Genomic DNA, 14,059 nt, shown 5'->3' with positions numbered 1-14,059 from the left:
ACCAGTGCCGGCCGGGTTTTCGGCGATGACGGCGCGGGTAGCCGTCGGTCATGAACACAGCCTCCAGGTCCCCAGAGGAGAAGAACATCTTCGTCATCGGTCTCGACGAAGGCAACGCGGAGGTACTGCGGCGGTTGCCGGGCGCGGACCGGTATCGCTTTCACCCGTTGCTCTCGGTCGAAGAACTCCAGCACGGCGAGATCCCGATCGTCGAACTCATGGAGAAGGCGCAAGCGCACTTGGACGCCTTCTCCGGTCCGATCGACGCCATCGTCAGCTACTGGGATTTCCCGTCCTCGACGATGGTGGCGATGCTGTGCGAGAAGTACGATCTGCCCGGAGTGTCGCTCGAAGCGGTTCTCAAATGCGAGCACAAATATTGGAGCAGGCTCGAACAGGCGAAGGTGATCGACGAGGTGCCGTCGTTCGGCATCGTCGACCTGGACCAGGACGATCCTCGGCCACCCGACGGTGTCGACTACCCCATGTGGCTCAAGCCGGTGAAGTCCTTCTCGTCCGAATTGGCGTTCCATGTCACCGACGAGGACGAGTTCGCCCATGCCGTGGCCGAGATCCGGGAGGGCGTCGACCGGGTCGGCGAACCGTTCGACCTGATCCTGGGCAAGGTGGAACTCCCCGCGGCGGTGGCCGAGGCAGGGGGAGCGGCGTGCCTCGCGGAAGGTGAGCTCACCGGTGTGCAGGCCGCGACCGAGGGTTACGTCCACCAAGGACAGGTGACGGTGTATGGCGTTCTCGATTCGATCAACTATCCCGACTCCGCCTGCTTTCTGAGACATCAGTACCCGTCGCAGCTGCCCGAAGACGCGATCGACCGGATGAAGGAGATCTCCGTCCGGGTGATGGAGCGGATCGGCTTCGACAACGCCACCTTCAGTATCGAGTTCTTCTGCCATCCCGAATCCGGTCAGGCCTGCCTGCTGGAGATCAACCCGCGGCATTCGCAGTCCCACGCCGAACTGTTCGAGTACGTCGACGGGGTGGCGAACCATCACATCATGGTCCAGCTGGGACTCGGCCGGGATCCCGCCGGACGGCGCCACCAGGGTGACTATCGGATCGCGGGCAAGTGGTACCACCGGCGGTTCCGTGACGGCCTGGTCACCCGCGTGCCCACCCGTGGCGAGATCGCGGACCTGGAGGCGGAGATCCCCGGGGTGAAGATCGAAGTGATCCCGGAGAAGGGAATGCGGCTCTCGGACATGCCGGCGCAGGACAGCTACAGCTACGAACTCGCGCATGTCTTCGTCGCCGCGCAGACCCAGCGGGAGATGGAGAACAAATACCGCCGGTGCACCGAAGCGCTGCGGTTCGACTTCGAGGAGGGATAGCCCATGCGGACGGTGGCTTCGCTGCCGTACGGGATCACGGAGTCCGACCACGTCTGGATCCCGGTCTCCGACGGGGTCCGCCTGTCGGCCAGGATCTGGCGGCCGGTCGCTTCGGACGACACGCCGGTCCCGGCGATCCTGGAGTACATCCCGTACCGGCACCGCGACCTCACCTCGGTGCGGGACTCCGTGCACCACCCCTACCTCGCGGGGCACGGCTACGCCTGTGTCCGGGTGGACATCCGCGGCTCGGGAGAGTCGGAGGGCGTACTGGCGGACGAGTACCTGGAACGAGAACAACAGGACGCGGAAGAGGTGCTCGAGTGGATCGCGGCGCAGCCGTGGTGCACCGGCCGCACGGGGATGATGGGGATCTCCTGGGGCGGGTTCGCCGCCTTGCAGGTGGCCGCGCGCAAACCACCGAGCCTGACCGCGATCGCGATCTCCTCGTTCACCGACGACCGGTACGCCGACGACATGCACTACATGGGCGGCTGCCTGCTTTCGGACAACGTCGCCGAGGCGTCCACGATGTTCGCCTACGCCACGTTGCCGCCCGATCCGGCGCTGGCGGGGGAGCAGTGGCGCGACCGGTGGTTCGAACGGCTGGAGAACTGCGGCCTCTGGATCGGCGAATGGCTGGGGCACCAGCGCCGCGACGACTACTGGCGGCACGCGTCGGTCTGCGAGAACTACACCGACATCCAGGTGCCCGTCCTCGCCTCCAGCGGGTGGGCGGACGGCTATTCGAACGCCGTCTCCCGGCTGCTGGCCCATCTCGACGTGCCGCGCCGGGGGCTGATCGGGCCGTGGTCGCACAAGTATCCGCATCTGGGGCAGCCCGGCCCGGCTATCGGCTACTTGCAGGAGCTGGTCCGCTGGTGGGACCACTGGCTGAAGGACGCCGAGAACGGGGTCATGGACGGGCCGATGCTGCGGACGTGGATGCAGGACAGCGTGCCACCGTCGACGTCGTACGAGGACCGGCCCGGCCGCTGGGTCGGCGAGCCGTCCTGGCCGTCGCCGCACGTCCATCCTTCGGTGCACCGGCTCGCGCGGCACCGGATCGCCAGGCCGGACGAGGAGGTCCGGGAAGAGCGGCTTTCGGTGGAGTCACCGCTTTCGGTCGGCCAGTTCGCGGGCAAGTGGGCCTCCTACAGCGCACCGCCCGACCTGCCGTACGACCAGCGGGAGGAGGACGGCGGGTCACTCGTCTTCGACACCGACGAACTCACCGAGCCGTGCGAGATCCTCGGTTCGCCGGTGGTGGATCTGGAGGTTTCGGCGGACAAGCCGGTGGCGCAGGTCGCCGTCCGGCTGTCCGATGTCGCCCCGGACGGCCGGGCGACGCGGGTGACCTACGGACTGCTGAACCTGACCCACCGGGACGGGCACGACGAACCGGAGCCGCTGGAACCGGGCAAGCCGTATCGGGTGCGCGTCGAACTCAACGCCGTCGCGCAGGCCTTCCCCGCCGGGCACCGGATCCGTTTGTCGATCTCGTCGTCGTACTGGCCGCTGGCATGGCCGCCGCCGGAACCGGCGATGGTGACCATCCACACTGGACAGAGCACGCTCACGCTGCCGGTGCGCCCGATGGCGGAGGCGGACGAGGTGCCCGCCCGGCCGTTCGACGAACCCGAGGGTACGGAACCCTTGCCCGCCACTCAGATCGAACCCGGCGAGCAGCGCTGGACGGTCTCGCGTGACCTGATCGACTACCGCTCCGCGCTCGAGATCGTGAAGAACGCAGGCAAGGTCCGGTTCGAAGACATCGCACTCGACGTCACCAGGAACGTGTTCGAGCGCTATTCGTGGGTGGCGGACGACTTCTGTTCCCCAGTGGCGGAAACCGCGTGGTCGATGACGTTCGCCCGGGAAGGCTGGGAAGCCAGGAGCGAGACCCGCACCCGGGTGTCGTGCACGTCCACGGAATTCGTCATCGACGCCCGATTGGATGGCTACGAAGGCGAGCGACGGGTCTTCTCCCGAAACTGGCATCGGAGGATCCCCCGTGATCAGGTTTAGGACCAGCCTCCGTGCCAAGGCGCTGCTCGCTGAGCCCGATCACCGGTGACCTCTCCGGCGCCGGAAGACTGAGCGCCTTCGGCGGAACCCGTGACGTCCTGCTCGCCGACGCGCGGCGGCTGCACACGGCTCTGCGCCGAACAAGGTGTGCCGCTCGGATACCGGCAATTCCACGGCATCGAACGGCCGTGACCACGCGGCTCACCGCGAACGGGGCGGGACCCGGGTAGGGTGCCCGCCCCGTTCGGGGTTCGTCCACGGTGTGCATTCAGGATGCCGGGTGTCACGCCGAAGGTGAACGCGAACCACGCGGTCCAGCGGCCTCGTGCGGGCTTATGACCATGACCGGCCGTAAGTACCCGGTCAGGCGTTCAGCGAGAGTCACGTCGTTTTCCCTGATCCCGGCCGGAGCCGCGCTGGAGCGGCTGGCGTTCTCAGTCGCCCATACCTCACGCGTGAAAGCGGCGACCGCCGCCGGCGAGGGAAGAATTTCAAGCCCGTGGTAGGCCACCATGACCAGATCTTCGCTGCTGTTCGTCTCAAGTGCCACGGACCAGCCATACCGCTCGTCCCAGACCAGCGCGACATCTTGGTCGGGATGATCAGGCAGTCTCCGGTCAAGGGCGATGTACGCACCGGCCGTCGGTTCGAGTTGAGCGTAGAAGGCGTCACCGCGTATCCCGAGCTCGTTGATCACCGACCGCACGTAACGATGAAGTCCACGGATGACCGCTTCGCCGAATCCCGATTCCATCGTGAAAGCCACCTCGCAAATAAGCACTCTGCGGGCGCCGGCTGCTTGACGCGGAACGCGGGGAAGTCCCCTCGACGCACAGAATGACCATTGGGTGACCACTTCAAACCTCCTGGGGCACGCCTCTTCCGGGTACCCCGCGATTCGATGCCGAAATACGCGGGTACCCGCGAAGATCTTCCAGCTACCCGACACGAGGAGTGGACCGCATGGGGCGGACTGGCCAGAAGACCGTCGAAGTGCTCGGTGTCCCTTTTCCGGAGCCGGTGCGGGCGCTGGGGAGGGTCGCCCGTGGCTTGGCGGGGCTGGCACTCGTGCCATGGGAAGGAATGCCAGGTCGAGGACCTCGGCGCGCGGTCTGGTCGTGTCCCGGCAGGCTGTACATCGAGACGCACGGGGTCAAAGGGCCGGACGGCGCGCGCGTGGCCCGGCGCGTCGAACAGGCGCTGAAAGGCATTCCGGGAGTCCAGTGGGCGGAGGTGAACGCCCCGACGTCCCGGGTGGTCGTCGCCGTCGGGGATCCGGCGCCGCTGCGGCTGGATCTGGTTCGCGCGGTCGAACGGGCCGAGTCGGAGCCGTCCTGCGAGGCCGAACGGATCGAGGAGGACGAACTCCACCATCCCGCCGACGGTGCGGCGGCGACCAGGCTTCCGTCCACGTTGGCCGCCGACGCCGCTGGTCTGGCCCTGTCGGTCGCTTCGAAACTCCTGCCTTGGGCGCCCTTGCCGACCGAGATCGCCGCGCTGGCGTCCCTGGTCGACCTGCATCCGCGGTTGCGCGCGGTGGCGAACCGGAAGCTTCGCGGGCACGAGCGGGCGGATTCGGCCACGTCGATCGGAGCGGCACTGGCCCACGGACTGGCGGCCCGGAGTGAAGGCACCGTGCTCGACATCATGGTGCGCGGCACGCAGTGGCGAGAGGCCAAAGCCCACAAACGGGCGTGGTGCGAGGCCGAGTCCCGGCTGGTCCGACAGCGTGATCACGCCGGTGCGGAGTCGGTGGTGAGCGAACGTCCTCGGGCACTGCCCGAAGGCGCCGCGGATCGGCACGCACGGCGTTCCCTCACGGTCGGGGCCGCGGCAGCGGCGGCGGCGCTGCCGTTCGCCGGGCCGAGACGTGCCGCCGCTGTCGGGATTTCCGCGCTGCCCAAGGCGCCGTCGAACGGCGTTGCCGCCTTTTCCGCACAGCTGGGCCAGGTACTCGCGAGGCGCGGCGCGCTGGTGATGGACCGGGCCGTGCTGCGGAAGCTGGACCTTGTCGACACGCTCGTCATCGACACGTCCGCACTGGGCGCGGGGGCCCACGTGCTCAGTGATCTGGTCCCTCTGCCGGGTGGCGATGCGGCGAGCATGGCCGCGGTCGCCTTCGACTTGTTCGATCCGGACGAACCCACGGCGGTCCGGCGCGACGGCGACTGGATGCTCGGGCCCGTGGACGATCTCGACCTCAGCGACGGTAAGGGAGCGCACGAACGGAAACGGCTCGTGGACCGCGGCGCGTACGTCGTCCTCGGTCTGGCGCACGCGGGGCATCTGGAAGGTCTGCTCGCCATCTCGGAGGAGCTTTCCCCCGATGTCGACGCTCTTTCCTCCGCGGCCGTGTCGGCCGGGGTGCGCGTGGTGCGGTCCGACAGTGACGCCGGAGCACTCGATCTCGTCCGCGAACTCCAAGGCGACGGCAAGGTCGTCATGCTCGTCTCCGGGGACCGTCGAGCGCTGGGAGCCGCTGACTGCGGAATCGGGGTGCATGACGAGGGTGCCCCGCCGCCGTGGGGAGCGCATCTGCTGATCGAACGCGATATCGACACGGCCGTCCTGCTCGTCGAGGCGATCACCGCCGCCAGGACCGTCGTGCGCGACTCCACCATGTTCGCGACGGTGGCCAGCGGAGTCGGCGGCGTGACCGCGCTCAGCGCCCGGCGCAGGCCCGCCGCGAGCAGCCTCCGAGCGGTGAACGCCGGTGCGCTCATGGCCTTCAGCGACGGGATCTGGCGGGCCCGCACGCTCTCCAGCACGCGGAAAACCGCTCCTGTGGGCCGCGTCGCACCCCCGTGGCATCTGATGCCCGCGGAACTCGTTCTGGACCGCCTTGACTCGAACCCGCGTGGACTGGATGACGCGGAGGCACGGCGGCGTGCTTCCCACGGCCACGCCGGCGGAGCGGGCGGCGCTGGTACGAGTTTCGCGAAGGCGTTCCTTTCCGAACTGGCCAATCCGTTGACTCCGGTCCTGGCGGGTGGGGCGGCGGTCTCGGCCGCGGTGGGCTCCCCGGTCGACGCCGTGCTGGTCGCCGGGATCGTCGGGGTGTCGGCGTTGATCGGCAGCGCGCAGCAGGTGCATACCGAACGCGCCCTGGCCGGACTCCTCGAGCGGTCGGCGACGGTGACCACCGTCGTGCGGGGCGGCAAGGAGCAGCAGGTCGTGGCCGACGCGCTGGTCCGCGGAGACATCGTTTCGTTGCGCTCCGGCGACGTCGTCCCCGCGGACTGCCGGGTGCTCGACGCGACCGGTGCGGAACTCGACGAATCGTCGCTGACCGGTGAGTCGCTGCCGGTGGCCAAGGGGCAGGCGCCGGTGGTGGCCGCGGACCTCGCCGAGCGGGCCTCGATGCTGTACGAGGGCACCACGGTCGCCGCCGGGAAGGTGACGGCGGTGGTGGTCGCGACCGGCGATCAAACCGAGGTCGGACGGGGGATGGCGGCGGCACGGGGCGCCGCTCCCGAGACCGGCGTCGAAGCACGGCTCGCGTCGCTCACCAAACAAGCCCTGCCCCTCGCGGCCGGTTCGGCCGCGGCCGTCACGGGTGCGGGACTGCTCCGAGGGGTTCCGTTGCGGCAGAGCCTGGGCGCTGCGGTGAATCTCGCCGTGGCGTCGGTGCCGGAAGGCCTGCCGTTCCTGGTCAACGCCGCACAGCTGGCCGCCGCTCGCCGGCTCGCCGACCACGGAGCGCTCGTCCGCAATCCACGCACGATCGAGGCGCTCGGCCGGGTGGACGTCCTCTGTTTCGACAAGACCGGCACGCTCACCGAAGGCAGGCTCACCGTCACCCGGATCGACGACGGGCACAGCAGTTCCGCCGTCTCGCAGATGCGGAAGAGTCATCGTGCCGTGCTGACCGCCGCCACCCGGGCGACGCCTCGCGCGGAGAAACCGGAAGAACTCCCGCATCACACGGATCAGGCGGTCCTCGAGGGCAGCCGCGCGGTGGGCGTGGGCGCCGACGGCTGGGAGAAGACCGGGGCCGTGCCGTTCGAGCCGTCGAGGGGTTTCCACGCCACCAACGGGAAGCTCGGCGAGCGAAACCTCATGTGCGTCAAGGGAGCGCCGGAGACCGTGCTGCCCCGCTGCACCAGCCATGGTGACCGGCCTCTCGGCACCGGTACTCGCAAACGGTTGCAAAAACGGATGGAACGGCTGGCCGCCTCCGGCCACCGCGTACTTGCCGTCGCCGAGCGTCCAGTGTCCACAAAGGACATTTGCGAGGACGACGTCACCGATCTCCACTTGCTCGGATTCGTGGCACTGGCGGATCCCGTGCGCGACAGCGCCGCGCCCGCCGCGGAAAGACTGCGCGAGGCAGGGGTGCGCACGGTGATGATCACCGGCGATCACCCCGCCACCGGCGAAGCGGTGTCGGAGGAGATCACCGGCCGCAACGGTGACACGAAGGTGCTCACCGGCGCCAGGATCGACGAACTCGGCGACGAGGAACTCGCCCGCGAACTCGCCGACGTCGATGTGATCGCCCGGTGCAGTCCGGCACAGAAGGTCCGGATCATCCAGGCGTACCAGCGCGACGGCCGCGTCGTCGCGATGACCGGTGACGGCGCGAACGACGCGCCCGCGATCCGGCTGGCCGACGTGGGGATCGCACTCGGGCAACGGGGAACGCCTGCGGCGAAAGCGGCCGCGGACCTTGTCGTGACCGACGATCGGCTGGAGACGATCGTCGCCGCCTTGGTCGAAGGGCGGGCGATGTGGGCATCGGTCCGGGAAGCACTCGGCATCCTGCTCGGCGGGAACCTCGGGGAGATCGCCTTCACCGTGCTCGGTTCCGCTGTCACCGGGCGGTCACCTCTCACCGCCAGGCAGCTGCTGCTGATGAACCTGCTCACGGATCTGGCGCCCGCCCTCGCGATCGCGTTGAGCAGGCCGGACAGCCAGGCTGTGCCGGACCTGCTCCGTGAGGGGCCGAGCGCCTCGCTCGGCGGCGCTTTGCGGCGTGACGTCACCACTCGTGCGGTGACGACGACACTCGGGGCCTCCACCGCCTGGACCCTCGCTCGCCTGACCGGTAGGCAACGGCGAGCGAGCACTGTCGCGCTCGCTTCCCTGATCGGAACACAACTCGGGCAGACAATCCTCGTGGGCCGACGTGACGCCACCGTGCTGGCGGCGGGCCTGGGCTCCGCCGCCCTCCTGGCGGTGGTGATCCAGACGCCCGGGGTCAGCCAGTTCTTCGGCTGCACACCACTCGGTCCCATCGGGTGGGGGATCGCACTCGGCAGCGCCGGCACTGCCAGCGTCGGCGGCTTGCTGCTCGGACGGCGAGGAGTGGCCGAGTAGCGAGTTCGACGCGGCATCTCCGGCAAAGCGGTACGCGATGGAGTGCGGGCCGAGTGCTATCCGGAGCGTGACGCCTTTGGCGGCAGCTTGATCGACGGCGCACCCGATGTCAGTCTCTTGGGTGTCCGGCGATCCTTGTGCCACAAGAAAGAGCCATGCTCGTGCTCGCGGCGAAGTCCTCTGGCGGGCGGGGGAAGGCGTAACCCGATTGGACCACCGGTTGCGCGGTCAGGGGGCCGCTGTGCCCACACGATAGTGGATCGGCGTGGAAAAGAGTGGTTGGCCTCAGTACGTTTCCGTGACACAGGACGAAAACACACTTTCATCGCCGTCCTGTTCGATGCAATCGCCTTTCAAGGAGAATCCATGCTGAAGAAGATCGGCTTCGTCGCGGCCGCCATGGCCGCCGGCGCCTTCGTCGGCGGTGGAGTCGCGTCCGCCGACACCACCGACGACTACTACGACTACGGCCACGACGTGAGCGACCAGGTCGGTCTGGTCAACCTGCAGAACCTCGACTTGCTGCACAACGTCAACGCCGTGGTCGGTGTGTGCGACAACAACNNGGCGTGCCGATCCTGTCGCCGGGCGAGCACGAGGCCAGCGGCGAGTCCCCGGACAACTGCGCCGCCGGTGGTGTCACCGACGGCGGAACGTCCCAAGGTAACTAGTAGCCCCTCTGCCGAGGCTGCCCGTTGTGTGTGCGGAAGCCGGCCGAGGCAGGGGATCCGGCGAGGCGCATCGGAGTCGTAAGACGTGCCCGGAACACGGAGAAGAGATGCACTCTCCGCTGCGTGTGCCGGGCCCGTCGCGACGCGAAGCGACGCCGGCACGGATGGGGCCGGTTCATCCTGCCCAGGAGTCGACCGGCCCCATCCAGCGTGAAAAGCACGATAGTCGATATCCCAGGGTGCGGCGAATCGAAGTTCGCCGCCCGGGTTCCCTCTCCCCGGGTTTGTCCGGTGGGTTTCTTTAGGAGTTTTTTGTGATCAAGCAGCTTGGGTTTGTGGCTACCGCTTTGGCGNNGGTGCCAACCCGGACAACTGTGCCGGTGGTGGCATCGTCGACGGTGGGACCATTCAGGAAAACTGACCGATCCCGCGAAACAGCCGCCGCACGGACGCCCCTCCGCGCGGCGGCTTTCTCGTGCGGTGGAAACCGGCTGCCCGTGCGGTGTACCGCGGATGAGGTCAGGCTCCCGGCACGGCCCGGGCCGCCTGACCTCACCGCTTCCGCCGCCCCGAACAGCGACTGAGCGAAATTCTGCCCAGAGGTCACCGTCGTCGCGACTCGAGTCATCCGATCCGGGACGGCGTCGTTCCCCGAGTTGCCGAACGGGTCAGCCGCAGCGTTTCCGACCAGGGCAACCGCGTAGGAACTTGACGACAGGGCCTCGCGGGAGGACCTCGTGCAGACCCGGTGCCCCGTCCGGCCATTCGATGGACAGGGCGATGGACGAGGAGTTGTTGTCGTAGTTCGTCTCCGCCAGGGTCCGGTCGTCGTTCACCGTGTTCACCAGGTCGTAGGTTCCCGACGGCACATCGGTGATGTCCAGCCACTGGAAGTCGACGTCGTACTTGTAGTCGTCACCGGATCCGACGGAGATTCCTTCGACCACGTCGAGCGCGTCCGGTTCGTGATGGCGGCATTTGTTCGCTCGCAGCCGTTGGGCGAGTTCCGCGTCAGGGCCGAATTCGCCTGGGACCCGGCCGAGCTTGTCGATGTCCGCGACACGAAAGCGATCGCCGAGGCAGAAGCCGTTCTTGCGGTCGGTGACGACGGTTTTCCCCTGCTTCGAGACGAGTGAGAAACGCTCGAAGTTCATCAGGTGCCAATGCTGGTGGTCCATGGCCGGTTCGTAGTAGGTGAAGGTGCGGGTGGGGCGTTGCGCTTCGTCGTAATTCGGCGGTATCGACCCGTCCGCGGCGTTGCGCAGTGCTTGCCGGACGGACATGCGGTTCTGCGCCGTGTCACCGCGGCGACCATAGAGCAGCAGGGGTCCGTCACCGATGTTCTCTTCTGAGCTGGTGAATCTCAGTCTGACGGCTCGCGCTGCGGCGGGGAGGACGCAGCGGCCGTTCGGAGCCGCCGGGTCGATCACCATGCACACGTCCCAGTCGACGCATTTCAGGACGTCCCCGGAGAACCCTCCGGCGCAGCCCGGGAGAGCCTGGCGGAGATCGGGCAGCAGGACTTGCGGTGACGCGTCAGAGCTGGGAACGGTGGTCGTGACGGCCGTCATGAGTATCACCGCGGCGAGTGAGATGTATTTCTTGAGCAAAGGGATGGACCCGTTCTGTGCTGACATGTTCGACAGGTTGACCCTATTCGAGTAATCACTTTTCTGGTGAAACGCGCAACCGGATCACACCATTGACTGATTTTGTCACCATGGCCGCGGATCCGGTGAGTAGCGTGCGTGCAAACCCGCTCCGAAAGGACGTACGAATGTCGATTGCCGCCGACCTCCGCGCACCGAAGACGGATCACCGAGGTGCGTCGCGCTCCCAAACGGCCGGCGGTGTGGTACTGGTCTGCGGGACCCGGCCGGAACTCATCAAGCTGGCGCCACTGATGCGTCACTTCGGGGAGAATGGTGCGATCGTCTACACAGGACAGCACTATGACGACTCACTGTACTCGCGTATCCGGGCGGACTTGCCACCCTCGAAGCAGTTCCACGAACTGGGGGTGACCGCCGCCGGCCGTGGCGCGCAACTCGGCGAGGCGATCAGTGCTGTCGACGAGGTCTTGAAAGCCTACCCGCACCCGGTCGTGCTGGTGCAGGGCGACACGACGTCCGCGCTCGCCGGTGCGCTGGCCGCCAACGCGCGCGCACTTCCGCTGGTGCACGTCGAGGCCGGGCTACGCAGTCACGACCGTGCGATGCCGGAGGAACACAACCGGGTCCTGATCGACCATGTCGCCGATCTCTGCTGCGCCCCGACCGCTCTCAACCGGCTGAACCTCTTGGCCGAAAACATTCCGTCCGAACGGATCGCCGTCACGGGCAACACCGTCGTGGAGGCATTGCGGGCGGCGCTCCCATCCGCTGGGGATCGTGCCGACGTCTTGGCCGCTCGCGGACTCCATCGGGACGAGTACATCCTCGCCACCATCCACCGGCCGGAGAACGTCGACGATCCCGAGCGACTGGCGGAGATCCTGCGCGAGCTCGGTGAGCTGCCGCTCCCGGTCGTGTTCCCGCTGCACCCCCGGACCGGCAAGAGCGTGGAACGGTTCGGGCTGACCGGGCTTCTGAAGCCGCTTCTGGTTCTCGAACCCCAGGCTTATCCGGCATTCCTCGCCCTGGCCGCCGAAGCCGCCGTGATCGTCTCGGATTCCGGGGGCATCCAAGAAGAGGTGAGCGTGCTGAAACGACCGGTCGTCGTGGTGCGGCGGAGTACCGAGCGCCCCGAAATCTCCGGCCTGTTCGGGGTTCTGGTACCGCCCGGGCCGCTTATCGGGGTGGAGACCGCGGTGTGGCTGAACGACGTCGCGGGGCACCGCGAGCGGCTCAGCCGTCTTCCCTCGCCGTACGGGGACGGGGCGGCCTGCCGCCGGATCGCCGACGCGATCGAGGCGAGGTTCCCGCTGGCATGAGTGACTGAGGTAGGCAATCCCAGGCGACACCCGCTCCTGGCCGGAGTGGGCCGGGTTGGTCGTGAATGGCGTTTCGGGTTCCGACCCGAACGCCACTCACGACTGAGGAGTCGCTGATCCGGGCGACTGTGGGCCACGCCAGCCGGTTCGGGTGTCGCAAAAGCCACTTTCGCGACGTCTGATGTCCCGAAAGTGGCTTTCGCGACACAGCCTCTGATCGGCTGTCCGACAGCCAAGCCGGCGCGAGAGCACGTTCGGCTCCCGCCGGCGACCCGTCCGTCAGAAATGCGCCCGCGCCATCACCTTGAGTTCCTGGCATTGACCTTCAGGGTAGGCAAGGAGGCCTGCGCGGACCGCGATCACCCGCACCCAGAACCCAGTAGATACCCAAGGCACTCCTGGCTTCACCACGAATCGTTACTCACGACCACCGGTCACGGTACCCGTGCTCCGACCTCTCGCCGTCCGAGGTCGTCGAGGAGCCGATCGGTCACGTCGTTCACGAGTTTGACGCTCGAGTTCCAGCTCGTCACGTCCGGGTAGACGTGTGCGGTGGTGGCCAGCCGCAGGCTCGTTCCGTCCACAGTGGTGGGTGGTCGCTGCGCGAGATAGCCCAGTGGATGGATCGGTTCGACGAAGGGCGCCTTGAACACCCGCACGTCTTCGACGTCCTCCGGGGTGAGTTCGGGGAAGAGGTCGATGAGCTGGGCCGTCCACTGTGCGGCGATCCCGGCCGCGTCACGGGCGAAGAGCCGTGAAGTACGGTCGGTGTAGCGCATGACATAGACGAGATGTGAGCCCCCGTGGGCTTCCGGGCCGGTGAGCGCGGACATCTCGACCACGCCGTCGAACCCGGTGCCCGAGCGCAGCACGGGTGTCCAGTAGTGCCCCGTCAACGGGCGGCGGAGGAAGAACGCGGCGGTGACCACCCCCTGGTAGGCGAGTTCGGTCCGCGGAAGGCAGGCGGCGAGTTCCTCGTCGGCGAGTCCGCGTAGTACCGGCAGGGGCACCGTCGAAAGCACCTGGTCGACGGCGAGTACCTCTCCGTCGTTCAGGGTCAGGGAGCTGCCGCCGGCGGTGCTGTGCAACCGATGGACCGGCACAGAAGTGCGGACGGTTCCGCCGGCGCCCTCGATGGCCGAGCGCAACGCGTCGATGATCGCCTTGTACCCGCCGCCGGGGTATCCCCGCGTCGCGACGTTCCGTTCGCGTCCCAGCCGTTGCCACAGATACAGGGCGGGAACATCGCCGAAAGAGGAGCCGAACTTCGAACCGAACATCGGGGCGAAGAACTCCTCCCACACGCGACGGCCGTAGAGTCCGCGCAACCAGTCCTCGGTGCGAAGGGTGTCGAGGTCTCGTCCCCGCCCCGAGCGCCGCAACAACAGCGACACGACGCCGAACCGCACCCTCTCGTGGAGCCGGAGCGGCGTGAAGCGAAGCAGGTCGAGTGCTGAGTTGAACCGGTGCCGACGGCCGTCGACGATCATGCCCATGGTCGTTTTGCGCCAGCGGACCGAGTCTTTCAGGCCCAGCTCCTCCAGCAGGCCAAGGAGATCGTCGTCGGTCGGCATGACGCAGTGGTAGAACCGCTCCACCCACTGGTCCTGATACGCGAAGAAACTTCCGAGGCCGCCGAGCTGGTCACTGGCTTCCAACAGCGTCACACGGACACCGTGGCGGGCGAGCCGGTGGGCGGCGGCCAGGCCGCAGATGCCGCCGCCGATCACCGCGACGTGTGAGGAAGAGGTCGTCACCGG

7 protein-coding genes and 1 pseudogene are annotated in these 14,059 nt (G+C 67.7%); 5 read left to right on the top strand and 3 right to left on the bottom strand.

Going from position 1 to position 14,059, the window contains the following annotated elements; genetic code table 11:
• Positions 1 to 50 precede the first annotated feature (50 nt).
• Both BS329_RS09430 and BS329_RS09425 read left to right on the top strand, forming a co-directional pair.
• Positions 51 to 1,349, top strand: coding sequence for an ATP-grasp domain-containing protein (locus BS329_RS09430; protein ID WP_076158060.1), 1,299 nt, complete (start codon positions 51 to 53; stop codon positions 1,347 to 1,349).
• Between the two features lie 3 nt (positions 1,350 to 1,352).
• Entirely contained in the window at positions 1,353 to 3,377 is a 2,025-nt protein-coding gene (locus BS329_RS09425) for a CocE/NonD family hydrolase (RefSeq protein ID WP_076158058.1), read from the top strand.
• A 283-nt stretch (positions 3,378 to 3,660) separates the two neighbouring features.
• Here the strand turns inward: BS329_RS09425 and BS329_RS09420 are convergent, their stop codons facing one another.
• Complete coding sequence (locus BS329_RS09420) at positions 3,661 to 4,131, bottom strand: DUF6292 family protein (RefSeq protein WP_143252935.1); 471 nt, start codon at positions 4,129 to 4,131, stop codon at positions 3,661 to 3,663.
• A gap of 209 nt (positions 4,132 to 4,340) precedes the next feature.
• Between BS329_RS09420 and BS329_RS09415 the strand changes: the two genes are divergently transcribed.
• Positions 4,341 to 8,696 carry a cation-translocating P-type ATPase gene (locus tag BS329_RS09415; protein WP_076158052.1) on the top strand — a complete coding sequence of 1,452 codons (4,356 nt, stop codon included), beginning with the start codon at positions 4,341 to 4,343 and terminating at the stop codon, positions 8,694 to 8,696.
• Positions 8,697 to 9,062: 366 nt separating this feature from the next.
• A pseudogene (locus tag BS329_RS09410) lies at positions 9,063 to 9,367 on the top strand (hypothetical protein).
• A gap of 668 nt (positions 9,368 to 10,035) precedes the next feature.
• On the opposite strand, the gene BS329_RS09405 reads toward BS329_RS09410, so the two are convergent.
• Positions 10,036 to 11,004 (bottom strand): lysyl oxidase family protein, encoded by a 969-nt coding sequence (locus BS329_RS09405; protein WP_244197081.1) that lies wholly within the window; start codon positions 11,002 to 11,004, stop codon positions 10,036 to 10,038.
• A gap of 140 nt (positions 11,005 to 11,144) precedes the next feature.
• On the opposite strand from BS329_RS09405, the gene wecB reads away from it, so the two are divergent.
• Positions 11,145 to 12,299 carry a non-hydrolyzing UDP-N-acetylglucosamine 2-epimerase gene (gene wecB / locus BS329_RS09400; protein WP_084749513.1) on the top strand — a complete coding sequence of 385 codons (1,155 nt, stop codon included), beginning with the start codon at positions 11,145 to 11,147 and terminating at the stop codon, positions 12,297 to 12,299.
• A 434-nt stretch (positions 12,300 to 12,733) separates the two neighbouring features.
• Here wecB and BS329_RS09395 read toward each other — a convergent pair whose 3' ends face one another.
• Complete coding sequence (locus BS329_RS09395; RefSeq protein ID WP_076158247.1) at positions 12,734 to 14,056, bottom strand: NAD(P)/FAD-dependent oxidoreductase; 1,323 nt, start codon at positions 14,054 to 14,056, stop codon at positions 12,734 to 12,736.
• Positions 14,057 to 14,059: the final 3 nt, after the last annotated feature.

It is taken from the genome of Amycolatopsis coloradensis (genome assembly GCF_001953865.1).
GTDB lineage: Bacteria > Actinomycetota > Actinomycetes > Mycobacteriales > Pseudonocardiaceae > Amycolatopsis > Amycolatopsis coloradensis.
Note: the sequence above shows the minus strand (reverse complement) of the source record. Positions and strands in the feature narration are given on the sequence as shown.

Excerpts from the sequence above, each read along its gene's own strand:
- BS329_RS09430 (WP_076158060.1), top strand. The coding sequence starts at position 51 with ATGAACACAGCCTCCAGGTCCCCAGAGGAGAAGAACATCTTCGTCATC.
- BS329_RS09425 (WP_076158058.1), top strand. The coding sequence starts at position 1,353 with ATGCGGACGGTGGCTTCGCTGCCGTACGGGATCACGGAGTCCGACCAC.
- BS329_RS09415 (WP_076158052.1), top strand. The coding sequence starts at position 4,341 with ATGGGGCGGACTGGCCAGAAGACCGTCGAAGTGCTCGGTGTCCCTTTT.
- wecB (WP_084749513.1), top strand. The coding sequence starts at position 11,145 with ATGTCGATTGCCGCCGACCTCCGCGCACCGAAGACGGATCACCGAGGT.
- BS329_RS09405 (WP_244197081.1), bottom strand. The coding sequence starts at position 11,004 with ATGTCAGCACAGAACGGGTCCATCCCTTTGCTCAAGAAATACATCTCA.
- BS329_RS09420 (WP_143252935.1), bottom strand. The coding sequence starts at position 4,131 with ATGGAATCGGGATTCGGCGAAGCGGTCATCCGTGGACTTCATCGTTAC.